This is a genomic window from Chryseobacterium jejuense (assembly GCF_017877355.1).
GTDB classification, from domain to species: Bacteria; Bacteroidota; Bacteroidia; order Flavobacteriales; family Weeksellaceae; genus Chryseobacterium; species Chryseobacterium jejuense_A.
Genome location: NZ_JAGIPR010000004.1, coordinates 50154 through 72853, shown reverse-complemented (window position 1 = coordinate 72853; position 22700 = coordinate 50154). Strand labels below are relative to the sequence as shown.

The window sequence follows — 22700 nt, the reverse complement described above, 5'->3', positions numbered from 1 at the left end:
TTTATATTTATTATAGAGTACCCCCGAAATGATAAGGGCGGTATATTTGTTTTTCCTCTTTTACTTTACTTGATTTCTCAATTTACCCCATGGAATGTGAATTTCTCTGAAAAGTTTTTATATATTTAGCAACCGAATAATTCATTCAATGAGCAACGAAAATAAAACAGGACAAAACGAGACTTTAGTTAGAGGATTAACAAATCGACATATACAATTAATTGCGCTTGGAGGTGCCATAGGAACAGGATTATTTCTGGGAATCGGGCCGGCAGCAGTATTGGCTGGCCCCTCAGTAATTTTAGGGTACGCCTTAGCCGGAATTATTGCCTTTTTTATCATGCGTCAGCTGGGTGAAATGGTCGTTCAGGAACCGGTATCGGGAAGTTTTAGTCACTTTGCCTATAAATATTGGGGAAATTTTCCGGGTTTTGCTTCAGGGTGGAACTACTGGATTCTTTATATTCTCGTAAGTATGGCTGAACTTACAGCCATTGGTCATTATATCCACTTCTGGTGGCCGGAAATACCGCTTTGGGTGTCCAGTTTATTCTTTTTTGTAGTAATCACTGCACTTAATCTTGCCTCTGTAAAGGTGTATGGTGAAACTGAGTTCTGGTTCTCCATCATCAAAGTAGTAGCCATTATTGCAATGATTGTTTTCGGAGTTTATCTGTTGATAAGCGGAACAGGAGGAGAAAAAGCTACGATTACCAACTTGTGGAATGACGGCGGATTCTTCCCGAAAGGATTATTTAATAAAACCGAAACCGGATTCTCCGGATTATTTGCAGCAATGGCCATGATTATGTTTTCTTTCGGAGGATTGGAACTCATCGGAATTACTGCTGCTGAAGCTAAAAACCCTGAGAAAACAATTCCACAGGCAACCAACCAGGTGATCTATAGAATCTTGATTTTCTATGTAGGAGCTCTGGTAATCTTATTCTCGCTAAGCCCATGGAGAGAAATTACAGAAGGTTCAAGCCCGTTTGTAATGGTGTTCCAAAACTTAAATGGGTTAGAATTCAGCCTTTTTGGTAAAGTGATTCAATTCAATACATTGATTGCGAATGTTCTTAATGTTATTGTGTTAACGGCAGCTCTATCTGTGTATAACAGCAGCGTTTACAGTAACAGCCGTATGCTTTTCGGATTGGCTCAACAGGGAAATGCCCCTAAGTTTCTGAAGAAATTGAATAAAAATTCTGTTCCTATCAACGCTATTCTTATTTCTTCATGTTTTGCAGGAATCTGTATTATCATCAATAAGCTGGTGCCGGAAAAAGCATTTCAGTATCTGATGGCTCTGGTAGTATCTACTTTGATTATCAACTGGCTGATGATATGCTACACTCATTTGAAATTTAAAAAATCGATTACTAAAGAAGGCGTTCAATCGAAATTCCCATCTATATTTTATCCGATTTCCAATTACATCTGTATTGTATTTTTAGTGCTTATTTTAGGATTGATGAGCATTACAGGAATGGAAATTCAGGTAATTCTGATTCCCATCTGGATAGGATTTTTATTTGCTATGTATAAATTATATAAACCGAGTTAAAAGGTTTAAAAATACAATATAAGATATGGTTTTTGGAAACTTTTTTAGGATTACAAAAACCATTTTTTATTTAAAAAAAGTAATATTGATGAAATATCTTTTTAGTTTTCTGTTCATGGGTTTATTTTTTGTTTCAGCTGTTGCTCAGAAGCGAGACTTTACTGTTTATATTGAAACTTCCGACATCAGGAATTTTTGGATAGCCTATGATGAGATTCAGAAGACAAGTAATCCGGAAGACAAGATATCCATATTTCAAAAATTGTATGTGGATAATGCTACTCCTGGATTAAAAGATTTTATTAAGTCAAGAAACCTTACTTCTGAACAATGGATTGAGTCTTTTGATGCAAAACCAAAGTTCTGGAATTCTATTAGAAGTAAAACAGAGAACATTCAAAAAGACTTTAAAAATATAGAAATCCTTTATCAAAATTTCAGTCGATTATATGCCGGTTTTTCTCCGTCAAAGATATATTTCACGATAGGAAACCTTAAAGGTGGAGGAACGGTCATTAACGGAAATCTTATCATTGGTTCTGAATTGGCTGCTTCCGATGCTACTGTGGATTATTCGGAGCTTTCCAGGAATTATCAGGACAGAATGAAGATCAATTCAGGAATTATCTTTCTTACGGCTCACGAGTTGGTTCATACCCAGCAAAATTTAAGAGATGCAAAAACAAACTTATTAGGTCTTTGCTTAAAAGAAGGTTCTGCAGATTTCATAGCTGAAATGCTAACTGGAAAAAACGTTGAAGCATCTTACATCAAATATGGAATGCAGCATCAGTATTCTTTGTGGAACGATTTTCAAAAAGAAATGAACGATAGCGACTTTCAAAACTGGTTATCCAATACCACTACAATAAAAGATAAACCGGCAGATCTAGGATATTTCATGGGATATATAATTACCAAAAGATTTTATGAAAGATCAAAAGATAAAAAATCTGCTGTCAATACCATTATAAATCTGGATTTCAGCAATACATCGGAAACAGAAAATTTTTTAGAACAGTCAGGATATAAAACCGATATAAAGTAAAAATATTCATGCTGTTATTTTTAGTGCGAGTAATAATAATTGACCTTTAGATAAGGTGAATCATTAAAAGCATGATTACATAATGATGGTTTGATTTGTTTTTTGTACATTAGTAAGTGGTTATATTTCAAATTATGGTGAAAATTTACTCTGTTTGAAATACCTGCGGATAAGCCGAAACCCGTTAAAAGAAATAGGCAATACCAAAAAAGACACTTATGGCCAATTTATTTCAAACACTTACCAACACAGTTAAACATTGGTATATTCCATTGATCTTTGGAATTATCTTTCTGATCTGCGGTTTTTATGTATTCAGTGTGCCGCTTGCAACGTATGTAACACTTTCTATCTTTTTTAGTGCTTCGTTCCTGTTCTCGGGGATTACAGAAATATTCTTTTCCATACAGAATAGTAAATCTCTTCAGGGATGGGGTTGGTTTCTCGTAAGTGGTCTTTTGACTACAGCAATTGGGATTTATCTGATCGCTTATCCTCAGATTTCAATGTCTATTCTTCCGTTTGTGGTAGGGTTTACCCTTTTATTCCGTTCTTTTCAGTTGCTGGGCTTCGCTTTTGATCTGAAAAGCATGAAAATAATGAGTTGGGGGAATGTAGCCCTTGCCAGTGTTGGAGGAATTATATTTTCTTTACTGTTGATATTTAATCCAATATTTACAGGAATTTCTTTGGTGACATTAACTGGTGTCTCCTTTATTTTCATGGGAATTGCTTCTATTATGCTGGCTTTGGACCTTAGAAAGGTTAAAAAAATTCCCGGAAAAGTAAGCCAAGAACTTAGAGATAAAATAAGATCTATACAGGATGAAATTGATGATCTCAAAAAATAATTTAATAATCAAATGATAGTAAAGACCTCTGATGGAGGTCTTTTTTTTGTTTTTCCTTGATTTTTTGTTGAAGTATATTGTATTTTTATCTCAGTCATAAATAGGAGAGCTATTGATGTACTTCCACTCAATCTCTAACTACATGTTAATTTCTGTTAATGAGTATGGAGAAATAAATAAAAAAATAAAAAGTGCTTGTTTTCAATAAATTATGTGTATATTTGTAAAATAATCAGGCTCCTGCCGACGCTTCTTCTGAAACTTTTGAGTTTACTCTTTTTATCAGTTTTCGCTTTTACAGCCGCTAATTTTTGTCGTCAACATAACAGGTGCAGTACCTTTTTTAACTTGAATATTTTCAAGATTCTAAAAAATATCAACATCATTTCTTGCTTACAAATCGATTTATTATTGTTTTGATATAATTATCAAGGCAGTAATGGCAACAGCCAAAAACAATTTATCAGTAATACAATAATTTTATAATACATTACAATGCAACAAGGAACAGTAAAATTCTTTAACGATGCCAAAGGATTTGGTTTTATTACACCATCAACAGGTGGACAAGATGTTTTCGTACATACTTCAGGTTTAGTAGATAATATTCGTGAAAATGATGTCGTAACATTCGATTTACAAAACGGAGCAAAAGGCGTTAACGCAGTTAACGTAAAAATAGCCTAATCTCTGAGGGTTAATAATCTTCAATCGTGATATAAGCAGATAATTTATTTTATCTGTTTTTTTTTGTTCGAATAATTACCTATCTCACTGTAATTGTATGTTTTAATTATTGACATCGGCTAACATTTATATACTAAAGCATTAATGAAATCGTGGCCAAGTGAACGAAAGTGACCAAAATAAAAAAACCATCCTTTAAAAAGAATGGTTTGTAGACCCACAGGGATTCGAACCCCGACTGACGGTACCAAAAACCGGAGTGCTACCGTTACACTATAGGTCTGTTTTTATTTTGGTGATGCAAATTTATATAATTTTTTGTTATTTGCAAATACCTCTTTTAAAAATTCTACTCCTTTGAGGAAAAAAACTAGAATTCAATTTTTTTAGCATACTAAAATGCAACAAGGAGACCAGGCAGAGAAGCTTTGATTAATTTAAAATAGATTTTATTGTAGAAATTAGCATAGATAGTTTGTGTAATTTCCTCAATTTACGTGACTGAGTCAATTCTCATCAAAAGTATTCTATCATTCTAAAAATAAAAAAAACCATCCTTAAAAAAGAATGGTTTGTAGACCCACAGGGATTCGAACCCCGACTGACGGTACCAAAAACCGGAGTGCTACCGTTACACTATAGGTCTGTTTTATTTTGGTGGTGCAAATTTACAGTTTTTTTCTTTAGATACAAGAACTTTTTGGATTTTTTTTTAAATTTACTGTAGATTTTATTCATGGAAAATATGCTGATAGACTTCAATAATCTCAATATTAATCAATTATCCTTCAATTCTGAATTTGAAAAAAAAGTTAGAATTTTTTTAGAAGAATGGACTTCTGAAGGAGAAACGGTAAAAGTACAGACATCAGGTTCTACAGGAGCTCCTAAAATTTTCGGGATCGAAAAAAAGAAAATGATTAATTCTGCAGTTATGACCTGCAACTTTTTAGGTTTAAAAGAAGGTAATGTCGCATTACTATGTCTGCCCGTAGAGTACATTTCAGGTAAAATGATGGTAGTACGCTCTATGGAAAGAAAACTTAGGTTAATCATAAGTGAACCATCTTTACATCCTGTTGAAAACTTGGATCAGGAAGTAGATTTTTGTGCTATGACTCCGCTTCAGGTAGAAAATTCATTAGATAAACTGCATCTAATCAAAAATCTGATTATTGGTGGTGCCACTGTTTCTGAAAGCTTGAAAAATAAAATTCTTCAGCTGAATTTGAAGAGTTCAAACCGTATATTTGAGACCTATGGAATGTCTGAAACACTTTCTCATATTGGCTTAAAACAACTGATGCCTGAACCGGAAGAGTATTTCACTGTTTTCGAAAATGTTTCTATTTCCTTGGATGAAAGAGGCTGCCTGACCATTTTTGCTCCTAATGTGAATGCTGAAATGTTGGCAACTAATGATTTAGTTGAAATTAAAAATGATAAACAGTTTAAATTTCTGGGAAGAATAGATAATGTCATTAATTCTGGTGGAGCTAAAATTTTTCCGGAAGCGCTTGAAGCGTTAATCAAGAAAGAAGTCCCGAATGAAGCTATCTTTATAGGACTACCCGATGAAAGTTTGGGCCAGAAATTGATCTTAATTATTGAAGGAAATCAATCTGATGATGTTGTTGATAAAGTTTCAGAGATTTCTTTTGAGAAGAATTTCCATAAGCCGAAAGAAATTATTTTTATCAATAAAATCCCAAGAACACCCAATGGAAAGGTAAGCAGAATGGAATTGTATAAACTGATTAATGAAAATAGTTAAGAACCTCTGACTCCGGAATTTAAACTCTCAAAACTAAAAAACAATGAAGGATTTTTCAAAAGAACTCAGTTTCAAAACTTCCCGCAGCAGTGGAGCAGGAGGACAGAATGTGAATAAAGTGGAGACTTCGGTAACTGTGCTTTGGAAAGCTATGGCTTCTGAATTTTTTAATGAGGATGAAAAAATATTGATTCAGGAAAAACTGAAAAACAGAATCAATGCAGATGGATTTTTATTTTTAACCGTTTCTGAAAGCAGAACCCAGCTGATGAATAAAAATAAAGCCATCGAAAAAATAACGGAAATTGTAAATAAAGCACTTGTTGTTCCTAAAAAAAGGACAGCTACAAAGCCTTCCAGAGCTCAAAAGCAAAAGAGATTGGATAGCAAGAAGAAGCTTTCTGATAAAAAAGAAAATAGGAGGTTTAAATTTTAGTTGCTCCTTTCACTGAAAGTCCTTTTTTTGCTGGAAATTTTTCAAAAATGATAAAAAAACTAATGCTGCTGGGAGCTATTTCGACTTCTTTATTTTCTTTTGACCAAAAGTTTTCATTTGTTCCTTCTGTAGGATACGCATGGAGGATTGCGGAAACACCTTCAGGATTTTCATAACAGGAAAAGGATTATATCAAAGGCTTAAAAAACGGACTTCACTTTGACCTTTCTGCTTATTATCACGTAAATAATATGGGCATCGGACTGACATTTTCCAATTATAACGAGCCAACGAAACATAAATTGATTCTTGATGCTGCATTAGGGGTTATTTCTTATACAACAAAAACAGGTAATGTAAAAGGAACCTGATCTAATTTAGGATTAGATGTAGGTTTTGGCTATCAATATGCTCTGCGTGATCATCTTTTTATAGGTCCTAAATTAAGTGTAACGGCAGGAACATTAAACAAAATGAAAATTAACGGAACAACAGTTGACCTAGGAGATGAAAAAGAAGGATTAACCAGAGTTTCTTTAAGTGGAGTCGTTACATTCCATTTTTAAGTTATATCTTTGTTAGAGTTAAAACAAAATAATAATGACAGCAACTATCTTTTTATCTGCAGAGCGTCGGGGAACAGGATTGTTGCTGTCATTACTTTATCTACATACAGATTCTTTTCTTAAAAGTTCTAAGGACTTTATCAATTAAGCCCTGTCAGGATCCAAGACGGGGAATTATTCCGGATTTTTATTTATTGCTTTTTTTTGCGGTTTTCTATAGAAGGAGACAAATTTATGTCTGGATTCTACATTGGATCGTTTGGGAAATACTGCATTTTAATCTTAAAAATTGAAAAAAATGTCCGATTATATTACGGTAACCACTGGAATTTATGATGCTATAAAAGATACACTTAGAAGAAAAAAGGTAAGCATCGGTGAAGAGAAAAGACTAGCTGAAGAACTGAGAAAAGCCAAGCAGGTACGGAGAAGAGATCTGCCTGCTGATATTGTAACAGTTAACAGAAAAGTGACTCTGAAAGATCATACACAGGATTTTGAACACGAATATATTTTTGTGCCTTCTACCAGAGAAAAGCTTAAGAAAAATAAACACTCCATTCTTTCCAATATTGCTTTGGCTGTTGTTGGATATAAAGTAGGAGATATTATTGACTGGCCTTTCAGGGAAGGTGAGAGAAAAATTGAAATTGTAAAAGTGGAAGCCTGGGAAGGATAAAACTTTTGCTAAATATCATATAGGGTTGAATTTACAAAGAAAGCGTAGTCCATTTTTGGGCTGCGTTTTCTGTTTTTTTGAGAACAGATATAAATATTGGAAAAACGCAAAAGGGCGCAATTTTTTTTACATGCACGATGTTGTTAAGAAGCAAAGATTTTATCTGCGATAAAATTGTATAATGCTAATTATTGCCACCATGCACAAGTAATTTTATTTTCCCTTAGCCTATGTGCTTATGTGGTTTAAAATATACATCCTGCTAATCAGAATCCTTTGTGCCCTTTAGTTATCCAACAAAAAACATGTAAGCTAGGGAATGTTTTTAATTTACTTATTTAACAAATGATAAAAAAGTGCCCCTCAATGAGACTTTCTTCAAGTGCTTGGGCTGCATTCCGTTTTTAAGTTTTATCTTTGCAAAAATTATAAAAATGAGCAAACCGATAACTGAATTCATAGAAAAGTATTACCTGCACTTCAACGCAGCTGCATTGGTGGATGCCTCTAAAGGATATGTTGCACATCTTAAAGATGGCGGAAAAATGATGATTACTTTGGCAGGAGCAATGTCTACTGCTGAATTAGGAAAGATTCTTGCAGAAATGATCCGTCAGGGGAAAGTAGATTTTATCTCTTGTACAGGTGCCAATCTTGAAGAAGATTTAATGAACCTTGTAGCACACTCGCACTATGAAAGAGTTCCTCATTACAGAGATTTAACTGCTCAGGATGAGTGGGATCTTTTAGAAAGAGGTCTAAACAGAGTTACCGATACTTGTATCCCTGAAGAAGAAGCTTTCAGAAGATTACAGAAGCACATTGTGGAAATCTGGAAAGATGCGGAAGCTAAAGGAGAAAGATATTTCCCACATGAATATATGTATAAAATGATCCTTTCAGGAGTATTAGAGCAGTATTACGAAATTCCTAGAGAAAACTCTTGGATGATTGCTGCTGCAGAAGCAAACTTACCAATCGTAGTTCCGGGATGGGAAGATTCTACAATGGGTAACATCTTCGCTTCTTACTGTATCAAAGGTGAGCTTAAAGCAACTACCATGAAATCAGGTATCGAATATATGACTTACCTTGCTGACTGGTATACTAAAAACTCAGCTGGAAAAGGAGTTGGATTCTTCCAGATTGGTGGTGGTATCGCAGGAGATTTCCCTATCTGTGTAGTACCAATGTTATATCAGGATATGGAAATGCATGACATTCCTTTCTGGTCTTATTTCTGCCAGATTTCTGATTCTACTACATCTTACGGTTCTTACTCGGGAGCTGTTCCCAATGAGAAAATCACTTGGGGTAAATTGGATATTACTACACCGAAATTCATCGTTGAAAGTGATGCAACAATCTGTGCACCATTAATGTTCTCGTACATCCTTGAGAATGCTTAAACAATAAACTCTTAAAGAGATTACAATAATAGCGCTTCCATTGTTGGGAGCGCTTTTTTATTTTATGCTTTCAGATTTTGTCGCAAAGATTTTATCTGCAATAAAATTGGGCGCTGCCGAATAATCGCCACGAATACACGAATAAAAAAGTGAATAATCCTATGTGTCTAATATATTAGCATCAATAAAAGAAATTTGGGCATTCGTGGCAAAAAATAAAATTGTGGTTTTGCTTAGAATCTTATATTGAGTGACGTCGAAATGTTCTTGCGTTTTAAAAATACATCCAATACTGACTAAAAAGCTTTGCGGCTTTCCAACCAAGCTCACACTTAGTAAAAAAATCTGCATCATCAGCTAAATCTGCGAGCCAACATGTAAGCATCATTGGGATCTGGGAAAATCTGTGTCATCTGTATGAAAATAAAATTAATCCAAAGAATTAACCAGTACAAAATAACGATATGCAAGAATTCCCTTTTCTATTTTTGTCAGCCTGTTCGGATTCTTCTTACTCAGCTTTGGAAGAACCTTTTTATTGATTACATTCAGTAAACGAAAAAATGATTTTTTCATATCTTTATTTTTTAATGAAACATCATTGAGGTTGTAAGAGTTCAAAAATGATGCAAAAACTTAAGATACTTTTTATATGGACGAAATTTTCAAACAACAGGTATATGAAGTAGCAAGGCTTATTCCAAAGGGAAGAGTTTCTACATATGGCGCTATAGCGAAAGCAGTAGGCTATCCAAATCATTCCCGTCATGTAGGAAAGGCAATGGGGGGTTGCCCTGAAGATGTGCCTGCTCACCGTGTTATTTCAAGTTCAGGAACATTATCGGTCCCGGAGTTTCAAAAAAAACTGGAAGCGGAAGGAATTACTGTAGAAAATCTAAGAATAAAAGGCTTTAAAAAACTGTTCTGGGATCCTATGAATGAGTTATAGTTATTCGCAGAATTTTTTCAATAAATATAAATTTGCGTATTCGTGGCAAAAATATGGAGTCTTTTTGTAGACGCAAAGTTTTCATTTTTGCACCGCAATATTTCGAGGAAGCAAAAATGGAATCAATGAAGTTGATTCTTACGAAGCTTACACATAACCATAATACCTCATCAGCGACGAAGTCGGCATTCTTAGCTTCCTAAAATAAAACATTCGAATCACTAATTCTTTGTTTGAAAAACAGAATGGATTTAAACCATTAAGAAAAATGAAGATTATAAGATGAGGTTAAGTTTTATCAAAGATGAATTTAGGATACAGCTTAATCAATAGCTTTAGCTTTTCCCTTAACTTTTCTTATCTTATTAAAATCTTAATGGTTCAAATATTTTCGAGACTTTATTGTCAGCTTAGTTCAATTAATTTGTTAATTCCAACTTAATTTTCAGCCTATTTATTTGCAAACTAACATAGAATATCAGAAAAAATTTCTAATTAAATATTATGAAAAAAAATATCACCCATACAATTAATCTGAGTGATACAAATATTTTTACAGTCTAAAACCGTATTATTATTTCTTTGCTCTTATTGAAGGACTTTGAGAACCTTTTAATTCTTCTTTCAGCCTTGCATTTTCTTCTTTTAATAAAGTAATATAGTCTTGTAAATTTTCAATAACGGCACCTGGAATATTATCATAGTTATTCTGGTTAGTAATGGCTCCTGCAGAAATAGATTTATCATTAAATACAGGATGGTCATAATTAACAACTACGGCAGCTTCCTCTTCTTCGTAAATATCTTCAACCGGTACTTCTAAGAAACGGGCAAGCTTGTCCCATTCATCTTTTATGATTTTTACATCACCACTTTCTTTTCTGCTGTAATTAGATACATCCGTAGCGATGTAATCAGCTACCTGCTGCTGAGTGTAGCCTTTTTGCTTTCTGATGAGACGTAATTTTTCTTTTTGCATGACCGACATTTTATACAAAAATGGCAAAAAAGCGCAATGTATACAATAGAAAACTGAAAAAAAGTGCTGATGAATTTTCACTATTGAGAGAAGATGAACCACAAAAGTCACAAAAGCTTTATGATTTAACATTTTAGTGCACTTAAGTAAGCTCAAGGAAAAGTATACATCAGAAGAAAATCGAAGATTTTAAAAAACTTAAGTGTTCTTCTCAACAGAATAATTTTTACTTCATAAAACTAAAGCATGATGTGTGTGAAAAATCCTTTGCATCTTTTTATTTTCCAACCTTCCTGGAAAATAAAAAAGACTGTTTCATTCGAAACAGTCTTCAGTCAATTATTTTTCAAGTTGCTTATAGCTTCTTTGGATAAAATCAGTCAGGTCTTTTCCTTTCAGAAGATTTTGAGATAACTTGGCTAAATCTAAAGCGTATTTGATTAAACTTTCTTTTTCCTCAGCATTCTCAGTTTTTAAGATCTGATTAGAAAGTTCACTGTTGGAATTCACCACAAGATTGTACATCTCTGGGAAGCCGCCCATCCCGAACATACCGCCACCGCCGGTTGCCTGCATTTCTTTCATTCTTCTCATGAATTCAGGCTGGGTAATAGTAAATGGAGCATCACTGCTGTCAAGATCTTCGAGCTGAACTGTGAATTTAGAATCCTGAATTGCTTCTTCTACATTCTTTTTCAAAGATTCCTTTTCAGTTTCGTTTAGTTTTGAAATAACAGGTTCATCTTTCTTGATAAGATTGTTGATATGGTCTGCATCTACTCTTGCGAATGATATATTTTCCTTCGTAGTTTCCAGCTTCTGGATAACATGTGAAATGATTGGAGAGTCTAATAATAACACCTCATATCCTTTATCTTTTGCAGACTGAATATAGCTGTGCTGTTCGTCAGCATTAGTTGCATAAAGAACTACCAACTTATTATCCTTATCAGTTTGTGTAGGGGTGATTTTGTCAACCAACTCATTCCAAAGGAAGTATTTCCCGTCTGTTGTTGGATATAAAGTAAATTTATCAGCCTTTTCAGCGAATTTCTCTTCTGTAACAACTCCGTACTCGATTACTACTTTAATGTCATTCCATTTTTGTTCGTAGTCTTCACGGTTTTCATTGATTAAAGAAGCCATTTTATCAGCTACTTTTTTAGTGATATAAGAAGAAATTTTCTTTACAGCACCATCTGCCTGGAGGTAAGAACGGGATACGTTCAACGGAATATCTGGAGAATCAATTACCCCTCTTAGAAGCATTAGAAAATCTGGAACAATACCTTTTACCTCATCCGTCACAAATACCTGATTTTGGTATAATTGGATCTTATCCTTATCAATATTTAAGTTGTTGCTTAATTTTGGGAAGAATAAAACCCCGGTAAGGTTGAAAGGGTAATCAACATTCAGGTGAATGTGGAATAGAGGTTCTTCAAACTGCATTGGGTACAGTTCATGATAGAACTTCATATAATCCTCGTTGGTAAGATCACTTGGAGCGATAGTCCATGCCGGAGTAGGGTTGTTGATGATATTATCCACTTCTTCAGTTTCAGCAACAGCATCTTCCGGAGCATCTTCCGGTAAAGGAAGTGTATGTGTTTTTGTTCCGAACTTAATAGGAACAGGCATGAATTTATTATACTTTAATAACAGTTCACGGATTTTTCCTTCTTCTAAAAATTCTACAGAATCTTCTGCAATGTGAAGAATGATTTCTGTCCCTCTATCAGTTTTATCAGTAGTTTCTTCAAGAGTAAATTCAGGACTTCCATCACAGATCCATCTTACAGCAGGCTCATCTTTGTAAGATTTTGTGAGGATTTCTACCTTTTCAGCTACCATGAAGGCAGAATAAAACCCAAGTCCGAAGTGTCCTATGATTCCTGAATCTTTTGCAGTATCTTTATATTTTTCCAAAAACTCTTCAGCTCCTGAAAAAGCAACCTGATTGATGTATTTTTCAACCTCTTCACCAGTCATACCGATACCTTGGTCTATGATGCGTAAAGTTTTTTGTTCTTTATCAATTTTAACCTCAAGCTTCGGGTTTCCATATTCAACTTTTGCTTCACCAATACTTGTTAGGTGTTTTAGCTTCAGAGTAGCATCTGTAGCATTAGAAATCAGCTCTCTTAAGAATATTTCATGGTCACTGTAAAGAAACTTTTTAATAAGTGGGAAAATGTTCTCCACTGATACATTAATATTTCCTTTAGTCATAATATGTTAGATTTTTTAATTTTCAAATATTTCTCAAAAAAAATACCATCGTACAGAAAGTGACAGAATGACATTTTTTCAAGTGATACAAGCCCAGAATAATGTGGATTTGTCAAAGAAATATCATACTTTTAATCCTTTAAAAATTTTTAAAAATGAAGATGAAATGTACAGTTTTTATTCTGCTCATGATGGCCTGCTGCCTGTATGGACAGAAGAAGCCCTTGGACCATTCTGTTTATGACAATTGGCAAAATATAGGTTCGAGAAAAATCTCCAATGATGGAAAATGGATTGCCTATTCTGTGGATGTTCAGGAAGGAAATTCTAACCTCTTTTTATATTCAGTTAAAAATAAAGCTTCAAAGACATTTGCGAGAGGAACAAAAGTAGATTTTACGAGTGATTCCAGATTTGCTGTTTTTCAGATCCGTCCGTTGTATAAGGATATAAAAGCGGTAAAAGATAAAAAGCTTAAAAAAAATAAATTAACAAAAGACAGTCTTGCAATAGTTGATGTTTTGAATGGCCAAGCGGAAAAAATTCCGAATGTAAAAACATTTAAAATCCCTGAAAAAATGGGCTCTTATATTGCCTATCTTCTGGAAGATACCAAAGATAAATCTTCAGATAAAGAAGACGGTGATGAAAATAAAGAGGAAGATAAAAATGTAAAGCCATTGCAGTTGGTTGTACGAAATCTTTTAGATGGAAAAAGTACAACATATGATAATGTAATCCGTTATGAGTTCAGTAAAAATGGGAAACAACTAGCTTTTGTAACCAAGAAGCCGGACGAAAAAAAGGATAAGAAAGAGGAAAAAGATGCAACAGATGAAAAATCTGCGGATAAAAAAGATACTGACAAATCAAAACCAAAGAAATATGCCCTTGAAACTGTCCAGGTAGTAGATCTACAGAAAGGGGTTGTTACTAAAATTTCGGAAATGGAAGGCGATTTTTCACAGTTGTCTTTTGATGAAGAAGGAAACCAATTGGCATATGTGGGAACTTCTTCCGCACAGAATGATCTGGTAAAGCTGTATAATTTATATTACTTTAATGTTAAAGGAAATAAAAAGGAAACTGTAACCAATGAAAATGCCCAGATGAAAAAGAATTGGGTAGTTTCTGAAAATCGTTTACCTCTATTCAGTAAAAACGGAAAGCAGTTGTACTTTGGAGTAGGGCCAAAACCTATTGCAAAAGATACTGCAATGATTGCGAATGACCATGCGGTGGTAGATATCTGGAATTACAGAGATGATTATTTGCAAACAGTACAGCTAAAAGAATTGAAAAATGATCTGAAAAAATCTTACGCTGCAGTAATGCAAACTGAAAAACCGGATTTCTTTAGGAATATTGATGGTGAGGATTTAGATACTTTGCGAGTGGTAAACGAAGGAAATGCTGAATTTGCATTGGGTGTTACCAGTTTGAACAACCGTATTTCTTCACAATGGGAAGGGTCAACAAAAAAGACCTATTTCGCGATCGACAATAAAACAGGAGAAAGAACGGAAATCATTAAAAATCTGGATGGTTCAGTGGCTGTATCTCCCCTTGGGAAATTTATTGTGATTTTTGATAGCGAAAAAGGGCAATGGTTTAGCTATAACGTGAAAACAAAACAGAGCTTACCACTCACTAACGGGTTGCCTGTTTCCTTTGTGGATGAGGAGTTTGATATGCCGGATTTTCCAAGCCCTTATGGACTTGCATCATGGACGGATAATGATGAATCTGTTATTATCAGAGACCGTTATGATCTTTGGGAATTTTTCCTGAATGGTTCAAAAAAGCCAAGAAATATTACGAATGGATTTGGACGTAAAAATAAAATAACATTTGATACTTACGAATTAGATAAGGATATTAAAAGTTTAAACCGAAAGTCTTCTATCTATTTGTCAGCATTTGATAATACTTCCAAGGCCAATGGGATTTTTAAAACATCTGTTCAGTCGAATGTTGATCCTGTAAAAATTCAAATGGAAGATGTATGGGGATATCGTAGCCTTCAAAAAGCGAAAAATGCCGAAGAATATATTGTAGTAAAAGAATCATACACAGATTCTCCTAATATTTTTACAACATCAGATTTCTCAAAACAACAAAAGCTGAGCAATACCAATCCACAGCAAAGCTATTATAATTGGGGAACAGACGAATTGGTACATTGGACAACTCCAAAAGGAAATACATCTACAGGAGTTTTATTCAAGCCAGAAGATTTCGATCCGAATAAAAAATATCCAATGATTGTTTATTTCTATGAAAAACTTTCAGATAATCTGAACCGTTATGTTGCTCCTTCACCTACACCTTCAAGATTAAATATTTCTTATTTTGTGAGCAATGGATATTTGGTTTTCACACCTGATATTTCATACACAGATGGTTTTCCTGGAGAATCTGCGATGGAATATATTAATTCCGGAGTTGAAAAGCTAAAGCAAAATTCTTGGGTTGATGGGGCTAAAATAGGAATTCAGGGACAAAGCTGGGGCGGTTACCAGGTAGCTTATCTTATTGCTCATACTGATATGTATGCCGCAGCATGGAGTGGGGCTCCTGTTGTGAACATGACTTCTGCGTATGGTGGAATCCGATGGGGTTCAGGAATGAACAGACAATTCCAGTATGAAAAATCACAAAGTAGATTAGGAAAAAATTTATGGGAAGCTCCGGATCTTTATATTAAAAACTCACCACTTTTTACAATCGATAAAGTAAAAACTCCGGTGGCTATTATGAGCAACGATCAGGATGGAGCAGTGCCATGGTATCAGGGAATCGAAATGTTTACAGCATTACGCCGTCTTGGAAAACCAGCATGGCTTCTGAACTATAACGGTGACGATCATAACCTTATAAAACGTCAGAACAGAAAAGATATTCAAATTCGCGAGCAGCAGTTTTTTGATTATTATCTCAAAGGAGCTAAAGCTCCGGTCTGGATGACAAAAGGGATTCCTGCCACTCAAAAAGGAAAAGATTGGGGATTTGAGTTGACGGATGATAAACCTAACTAATAAAAAACTCGGCGGAGCCAAAGGCTCCGCCGAGTTTTTGTTTTAAAATATATCTCAAAAAATATAGCAAAGGAGAAACTGACACAATGGCATTTTTTTTATGATGGGCCTATTGTGAGCTTTTATTATATTTACCGCCAATTTTAACAACAATATGGGAATCTTTGATTTTTTTAAGAAGAAAGACAGCAGACAGGAAAATGTCAGTGCTCCGGTTCAGCAGCAGGCAATGCCAGAGGAAAAAGTAGTAGAGCAGGTAGTGGAAGAAGAAGTGGTAGATATAGTGCCGGAAACTCCAATACAGCCAGAGCCTGTGGAAGAGAAAAAGGTGAATGAATTATATGAAAAGATCAAAATTTATGGTGATTATGTAGTGTATTCTATTGCGCTTCAATTGAGAGGAGATTTTGCTCCAATTTCGGCATTTGAAAATGAGAATGGAGAAGTAGAAGGATTCGCTTATATGATTACAGATCCTACTTATGGGCTTTCACCACAGATGGTATTGAGCAATATGAAAGAAAAGTTTGAAAATGAGTTGAAAGAAGGAAAGATCAAGTCATATGCTATCCTTTATCATTCTCAGTTCAACAATGATGGTAACCATGCGTTGGCGGTAAATCCGGAAGATCTTAAAGCTATTACACTTTCTTATCATTTTAATGATTCTGAAAAAGGTAATATTGCCTTACCTTATGTTTTCGAAAATGAAAATATTACGTTCAAAGGTTTTGCTGAATTCTCTCATGAAGAAAACAATGAGATTATGAATAACCAGCTGGTAGACGGAAAGGATTATTTTACCAACAGAGAGGAGATCAAGAGCCCGGAAAGTACCAATGAAGCCGGGATCATCATGAAGAAATCAAATGTTCACTCTCTTGCCAATATGTGGGGCGGGATTTTTGGTTTTCAGAACTTCCAGACTCAGGAAAAATTTTCTCAATATTTGATGGAGACTATGGCTCTGTACAGAGTAGATGAGATCGCTGTAGACGAAAAGGCTAAGTTTACAGAATTTAAATATGTAACATTCAAAACCATTATTTCAGACGATTTTAATACCATTTATCCGGAGGTGAAAACAGATTTCTCTCTTGAGTTTGAAACGAAAGAAATCCGTGAGTGGGAAAATGTTGAGAACAATGAAGCTATTGTAGGAGGTCTTGGAAGGGATACTTTCGGACTGTGGTTCTTCCCTACAGATTATGCAGAAAATAAAACTCAATATCAGACGCAGAATAAGCTAAATATTAATATTAGTGGAATTATTTTCGTGCTTGATCTTCACGAAAGTTTTGAGTTACCGGATGGTACCAAAACAGATGAAGAGTTTACAGCATACAAGCCTAGCCAGGATCTTCCTGATTATGGATGTATTGACTTTATTGGTAAGGTGCTGGACATTCAAGAAACTGAATTACTGCCAGACGGAAGTGTGAAAGGATTTATCCTGAAACTAAGATTGATTACCAATTCAGAAGTAGAAAGCTTCTTCACTGTGGATGCTTTCGTAAGCAAAGAAAATATGAGATTTGAAATGCTTACAATAGGAATGCAGGTAGCCGGAGCAATGCAACTTCAAGGTAAAATTGTAGAATAAAAAAATAGAAATATAAATGGGCTGTTCTAGAATGTTCAGCCTTTTTATTTTTTTGTATAACGATCAACACGAATCTATTTTGTGGATAAAAACAAAAAAAGACAGTCATTAGACTGTCTTTTTCTATTTTTTTGAAAACTTATTTGTTTTTCAATTCTTCTTTGATTTTGTTTTCCAACTCTTCAGCAAGTTCAGGATTGTCTTTTAAAACATCTTTTACAGCGTCACGCCCCTGACCTAATTTAGATTCTTCATAACTGAACCAAGAACCGCTTTTCTTCACAATTCCCATATCCACAGCTGTGTCAAGAATTTCTCCTACTTTAGAAACTCCTTCACCATACATAATGTCGAATTCTGCCTGCTTGAAAGGTGGAGCTACTTTGTTTTTCACGATCTTCACTTTCACACGGCTTCCGATAGCTTCGTCACCTTGTTTAATTGGTGCACTTGCTTTTCTGATATCAATTCTTACAGAAGCGTAGAATTTAAGAGCGTTACCACCGGTAGTTGTTTCAGGGTTACCGAACATTACACCGATCTTTTCTCTTAACTGGTTAATAAAGATTACAGTACACTTCGTTCTTGAAATAGTAGCTGTAAGCTTTCTTAATGCCTGAGACATCAATCTTGCGTGAAGACCCATTTTAGAATCTCCCATTTCTCCTTCAATCTCTGCTTTTGGAGTAAGAGCTGCAACAGAGTCAATAACAACAATGTCAATTGCTCCTGAACGAATCAGGTTATCAGCAATTTCTAAAGCCTGTTCTCCGTTGTCTGGCTGAGAAATAATAAGGTTTTCCAAATCGATTCCCAGTTTAGCAGCATAAGTTCTGTCGAAAGCGTGCTCAGCATCGATGAATGCAGCGATACCACCTGCTTTTTGAGCCTCAGCAATAGCGTGAAGCGTCAAGGTTGTCTTACCTGAAGATTCAGGTCCATATATTTCAATGATTCTTCCTTTTGGATATCCTCCTATACCTAATGCGATATCTAATCCTAAAGATCCGGAAGGAATTACCTCTATTGTATTGTCTATAGAAGCATCACCTAAAGTCATTACCGTTCCCTTTCCGTATGTTTTATCTAGCTTGTCAAGCACTAATGCAAGTGCTTTTTTCTTATCATCAATGTTACTCATCTCTATTAAAATAATTTCTCAAAAATACATAATTTATAGATCAAAAACTAATATTATTTATCCCTGAAACCGGTTTTTAGAGTTAAAAAATGATAAAATTTTGAAGCTGATGTTATTCATAACGAAGCAGATGCAGAATGTGGTATTGAGAAATGTTGAAAAAATAAAAATCTGTGTTTTTATGCTGGCAGAATAAGGATGCTTGTGTTAAATATTACAATTGGAAATTTTATATTAATGAGTATACACAGAGTTTTATTTATCCAATATAAAAAATGATTACCTTAAAACATTGTTTTTTAAGATCATTCTATGGACAGAAAATTAAAACGATTCCTGATTAAATCTTTTGCTGTACTAGCCGTCGTACATTTTGCCTACTTTATGTACGGATATGTAAAGTTTAAAGGTCTTGGGGATATTAATATTTATACAGAATTTTATAGATTTAAATTTTACGATGATGTCTCTATTTCTCACGTTTTCGTAACCGGTCTTTTTTTGTTTTTCTTTGTTATTTTTCTTCTTAGAAATCATTCCAAAAAAAGAAACGGACTTTCAAAAAATTTGGGAATTGGGATTGTACTACTATTAATTTCTTTTTTTTCTCTGACTTTTTTCATCAGTTATAGTTTTGGCTTTAATGCAAAACTACGAACTGAATTGCCTGAAAAGGATCTTAATAAAGACAAAATGCTGTTGAATGTTTTACAGCCTTTTTTATACAATTATACTTCCTACAGTTCAGAGAAACTGTTTAATCCCAAAAATATTTTATATCCCAAACCTTACCCTGTGGTTGAACTGAGAGATACGGTGTATTACGAGCCGGGTAATAATAAGGATTATTCCTCAACAGAATCCAGGTATTACAGTATTGATACCCTGACAATACTGAGTTCTGATCATGAAAAATTAAGCAATAAATCGAGATCGGTGCTTGACATTCTTGGGCTTGATGCCGGGGAGCTGGAAAAAAGAATTATTTCTAAAAAGGAGATAGGAGACAGTACCGAAATTATATTTCAAGGAATAGAAGTACATCCTCAATATGATGAGAAAATGTGTATTTTTCTTGAAAACAGACTTTTGTTCTCTTCATTGCATAAAGTTCCTGAACGGGGGCAGCAGTATCAAAACGCAGTCAAAAGATATAATTTGCTTTACAAATATAGTCAGGACTCATTGCTTTACTCATTTCAGAGATTGGATGTCCTTTTTAAAAAATACAATATAGAAACGCAGATTGTTCCGAAAGAGCTTACTAAAGATGTCTTTTATTACCGGGATCACCAGCAGGAGCCTCTGAATGCAATACGAAATACTCACGAAAGGGGTGATTTAAAAGATAAATTTGTAACCCTTGACCGTTTGTTTTATAAGCCGAATTATCTTCATCCTTCCATCGTGGGGTTTTTCATCGGTGCTGTTATTGGCGTTTGGTTTATTTTATTTTTACTGTATCTGATCTGGAATTTCAGGAACAGAAAGCTTTCTTCAGATTAACATAATTTTGAGCTTTTTGTTTCTTTGAAAAACAGAGATTTAATGAAAATTTGAATTTTGAGTGATATTCAGATAATCCTTCAATACTTTCATCTGATCTTTATTTCCTCTCTTTATTCTGGCATTCCGGCTTACGAGACGATCATACATTCTATTGAAAAATATTTTTGATTTTGGAAATAACATTTTGTTAGAAACTTCCGGAATTTGTAGTCTTTTACAAACTTCATCATCCAGCAGAAACCAGGTACAGCAGATGTGCAGATATCTCAGATTTTTTCGTTGAAATTTGAAATTTAAAATAGGATTTTCCAGTGACTCATTAAGTAAAGAATGAGCGAGAAGAACAGAATCTTTATCAGATGGAGGCTGAATGGAAGTCCATAAATAAAAATATTCTGTAGCCTGTTTCTTGTCATCAGGAAGAAGTTGCTCTGGGATTCCAAGAAGGTATCCTACATATTTCCACAGATGGAAAATTCCCTGTTCTTCTTCAACAGAAAAAGTATTTCCTAATTTTTGAAGACTATGAAGAAAAACCAGACTGAATCCAATATAAGTCGCCATCATGTCCCATGAATTGATGGGTTCTCCCCAGTTGTCAGTATCCCAATCTTTATAGTGTTTTTTGATGGAAAGTCTTGCGTAGGAATGAATCAACCTTGTTTTTATAGCAAATTCATATCCTTTAGCATGAATTTCCAATGCATTGTATCGGGTAACATTCACCCAGAAATCCAAAGTTTCCGAAAGACGTTTCACCGCTCCTTTTTTCAAGGATTCTGTCACAATGAGCGGTTTGTTGAGGTAAGCGTAGTCATAGCCTCCGATCAGGCAATAATCTCTCAAAGAAATTAAAGAATCTAGGTTGCTTCTCATACAGAGTTCAGCGCCGCTTTTTAATAAATTATAATCCAGCCAGTCTGGAACTTTCTGAGTTTGTGCGAACAATTTTTTTACACTTTCAGGAATATTATCATTTTCGGAGACTCCATTTCTGATATAACCTTCTATTTCCCTTGAAGCTTCATGGAATTTTTTAGTAAAATAAACCTCTTTTACCACATCATCTCCGGTTTCATCTACATGATAGAAGAAAGAGGCATATTGTTCAAAATCTTTAAAGCTCACTTCAGCACCGGAAAATTCTATTAATAATTTTCCGTTACCGTTCTCCCAAAAATTTCTGAAATGCGGAGAATCCTTAAATCGAGGTTGTATCATTGTTCATTCCTTTATCTATAAAAGTACAAGTTTTACACCGAAATATTATGGTGAGATTTGTCAGGATTCAAGCTCATTCTTTCTATAAATAGAGCTTAAAAAGTTTTTAAAATTCTTTAAAAATACCACAAAAGGGTAATTTCTTGATGCCTATAAAAATCTAAACTTTGTGTAATTAATAATTAGAATTTAACCCTGAAAACTAGAAAATATGAAAACAAAAATTTTATTACTGTTTCTGCTTTGGGCAAGCATTGTTTTGGGACAACGAAAAGCTTCAATAGAACAATTTCAACTATTTAAAAGTCAGGATAATAAAATAGAGCCAACTTTGTTTTGGGCACAATATGATGCTACAAGGCGAGGTTCAATGCTTTATGTGGATCAAAATCAAAGAATAAGGATGCTTTCTGAAAATCCCCCTGATGCAGCTATGGAAACTATTATGGGAATAACAGCAAAAGTAAAAGGTCTACAGGGTGATGTCGGAGAAGCAGAAGCTGCGTTTAATGCTCAAAAAAGTGTAGCTGATCTGGCAAAACGAACTGCAGCAGTTAATATGCTACGAGATGCTCTTTATAGACTGAATGAATTGTATTATGCGACAGCAGATGAAAAAAAGGATATTATACAAATGCTTCAGGATTTTAAAAATAGTAGTATCACACCAAACGAAAAAGGAATTGATATAAATTCACTTTCTGTATTTCAACCAAGCATGTCTAGTAATGATATAAAAAGTTTATTTGATAAGGTAATAACAAGTACTAAGGAAATTGCAGTGGCAGAAGCAAGTGTTGATTTTGAAGCAGAAAAATCTAAACAAGAACAAGCAAAAGCTGCAAGCATAAAATTAAATATCATCAATTTAGCATTGCAAAAAGTGGAAGGAAATATGTCCAAAGAAGAAATCGCTAAGTATATAAAAGAAATTGAGCAGCAAATAAAATGAAAAACCTATTTAGTTTTTTAGATAAGTAATTATGAATATGTGGGAAAAGAAATCTATAC

At 34.3% G+C, this 22700-nt stretch carries 19 protein-coding genes and 2 tRNA genes; 14 read left to right on the top strand and 7 right to left on the bottom strand.

What is annotated here, in order from left to right:
- The first annotated feature begins 148 nt into the window (after positions 1-148).
- The 4 genes from J2772_RS09575 to J2772_RS09560 all read left to right on the top strand — a co-directional run bounded on the left by J2772_RS09575 (position 149) and on the right by J2772_RS09560 (position 4153).
- Positions 149-1567 carry an amino acid permease gene (locus J2772_RS09575; protein ID WP_209916031.1) on the top strand — a complete coding sequence of 473 codons (1419 nt, stop codon included), beginning with the start codon at positions 149-151 and terminating at the stop codon, positions 1565-1567.
- Between the two features lie 88 nt (positions 1568-1655).
- The gene (locus J2772_RS09570; protein ID WP_209916028.1) at positions 1656-2615 is read left to right on the top strand and encodes a DUF2268 domain-containing putative Zn-dependent protease; all 960 of its coding nucleotides are present in this window, start codon (positions 1656-1658) and stop codon (positions 2613-2615) included.
- A gap of 218 nt (positions 2616-2833) precedes the next feature.
- Positions 2834-3466: an HdeD family acid-resistance protein gene (locus J2772_RS09565; RefSeq protein WP_209916026.1), complete on the top strand. Its 633-nt coding sequence runs from the start codon at positions 2834-2836 to the stop codon at positions 3464-3466.
- A 495-nt stretch (positions 3467-3961) separates the two neighbouring features.
- Complete coding sequence (locus J2772_RS09560) at positions 3962-4153, top strand: cold-shock protein (RefSeq protein WP_072410777.1); 192 nt, start codon at positions 3962-3964, stop codon at positions 4151-4153.
- A gap of 212 nt (positions 4154-4365) precedes the next feature.
- Here the strand turns inward: J2772_RS09560 and J2772_RS09555 are convergent.
- Together J2772_RS09555 and J2772_RS09550 are read right to left on the bottom strand one after the other, a co-directional pair.
- Positions 4366-4436: transfer RNA gene (locus J2772_RS09555), tRNA-Gln, on the bottom strand.
- A gap of 292 nt (positions 4437-4728) precedes the next feature.
- A tRNA-Gln gene (locus tag J2772_RS09550) sits at positions 4729-4799 on the bottom strand.
- A 99-nt stretch (positions 4800-4898) separates the two neighbouring features.
- Here J2772_RS09550 and J2772_RS09545 point away from each other — a divergent pair.
- The 5 genes from J2772_RS09545 (at position 4899) to J2772_RS09530 (ending at position 9017) form a co-directional block, all read left to right on the top strand.
- A complete protein-coding gene (locus tag J2772_RS09545; RefSeq protein WP_209916634.1) occupies positions 4899-5927 on the top strand; it encodes an AMP-binding protein in 1029 nt (342 codons plus the stop codon).
- Positions 5928-5970: 43 nt separating this feature from the next.
- A complete protein-coding gene (gene arfB / locus J2772_RS09540) occupies positions 5971-6363 on the top strand; it encodes an alternative ribosome rescue aminoacyl-tRNA hydrolase ArfB (protein ID WP_209916024.1) in 393 nt (130 codons plus the stop codon).
- A gap of 47 nt (positions 6364-6410) precedes the next feature.
- Positions 6411-6539: a hypothetical protein gene (locus tag J2772_RS24290; protein ID WP_262899062.1), complete on the top strand. Its 129-nt coding sequence runs from the start codon at positions 6411-6413 to the stop codon at positions 6537-6539.
- 688 nt (positions 6540-7227) lie between these two features.
- On the top strand, positions 7228-7608 hold the full coding sequence (locus J2772_RS09535) for a GreA/GreB family elongation factor (RefSeq protein ID WP_209916022.1): 381 nt from the start codon (positions 7228-7230) through the stop codon (positions 7606-7608).
- Between the two features lie 434 nt (positions 7609-8042).
- A complete protein-coding gene (locus J2772_RS09530) occupies positions 8043-9017 on the top strand; it encodes a deoxyhypusine synthase family protein (protein WP_129054518.1) in 975 nt (324 codons plus the stop codon).
- 429 nt (positions 9018-9446) lie between these two features.
- Here the strand turns inward: J2772_RS09530 and J2772_RS09525 are convergent, their stop codons facing one another.
- Complete coding sequence (locus tag J2772_RS09525; RefSeq protein WP_209916020.1) at positions 9447-9593, bottom strand: hypothetical protein; 147 nt, start codon at positions 9591-9593, stop codon at positions 9447-9449.
- A gap of 76 nt (positions 9594-9669) precedes the next feature.
- Here J2772_RS09525 and J2772_RS09520 point away from each other — a divergent pair, with 76 nt between their 5' ends.
- A complete protein-coding gene (locus tag J2772_RS09520) occupies positions 9670-9966 on the top strand; it encodes an MGMT family protein (RefSeq protein WP_068944649.1) in 297 nt (98 codons plus the stop codon).
- 574 nt (positions 9967-10540) lie between these two features.
- Here J2772_RS09520 and J2772_RS09515 read toward each other — a convergent pair.
- The gene (locus J2772_RS09515; RefSeq protein WP_209916018.1) at positions 10541-10945 is read right to left on the bottom strand and encodes a helix-turn-helix transcriptional regulator; all 405 of its coding nucleotides are present in this window, start codon (positions 10943-10945) and stop codon (positions 10541-10543) included.
- A 339-nt stretch (positions 10946-11284) separates the two neighbouring features.
- The gene (gene htpG / locus J2772_RS09510) at positions 11285-13177 is read right to left on the bottom strand and encodes a molecular chaperone HtpG (RefSeq protein WP_209916016.1); all 1893 of its coding nucleotides are present in this window, start codon (positions 13175-13177) and stop codon (positions 11285-11287) included.
- A gap of 155 nt (positions 13178-13332) precedes the next feature.
- Here htpG and J2772_RS09505 point away from each other — a divergent pair, with 155 nt between their 5' ends.
- Together J2772_RS09505 and J2772_RS09500 are read left to right on the top strand one after the other, a co-directional pair.
- Positions 13333-16215, top strand: coding sequence for a prolyl oligopeptidase family serine peptidase (locus J2772_RS09505; RefSeq protein WP_209916014.1), 2883 nt, complete (start codon positions 13333-13335; stop codon positions 16213-16215).
- A gap of 154 nt (positions 16216-16369) precedes the next feature.
- Positions 16370-17818: a hypothetical protein gene (locus tag J2772_RS09500; RefSeq protein WP_209916012.1), complete on the top strand. Its 1449-nt coding sequence runs from the start codon at positions 16370-16372 to the stop codon at positions 17816-17818.
- A gap of 139 nt (positions 17819-17957) precedes the next feature.
- Here the strand turns inward: J2772_RS09500 and recA are convergent, their stop codons facing one another.
- Complete coding sequence (gene recA / locus J2772_RS09495) at positions 17958-18959, bottom strand: recombinase RecA (RefSeq protein ID WP_209916010.1); 1002 nt, start codon at positions 18957-18959, stop codon at positions 17958-17960.
- A 312-nt stretch (positions 18960-19271) separates the two neighbouring features.
- Between recA and J2772_RS09490 the strand changes: the two genes are divergently transcribed.
- A complete protein-coding gene (locus J2772_RS09490; protein WP_209916008.1) occupies positions 19272-20465 on the top strand; it encodes a hypothetical protein in 1194 nt (397 codons plus the stop codon).
- A gap of 39 nt (positions 20466-20504) precedes the next feature.
- On the opposite strand, the gene J2772_RS09485 is transcribed toward J2772_RS09490, so the two are convergent.
- Positions 20505-21689, bottom strand: a complete 1185-nt coding sequence (locus J2772_RS09485) for an oxygenase MpaB family protein (RefSeq protein WP_209916005.1) — start codon at positions 21687-21689, stop codon at positions 20505-20507.
- Between the two features lie 211 nt (positions 21690-21900).
- On the opposite strand from J2772_RS09485, the gene J2772_RS09480 reads away from it, so the two are divergent.
- Entirely contained in the window at positions 21901-22641 is a 741-nt protein-coding gene (locus J2772_RS09480) for a hypothetical protein (protein WP_209916003.1), read from the top strand.
- Positions 22642-22700: the final 59 nt, after the last annotated feature.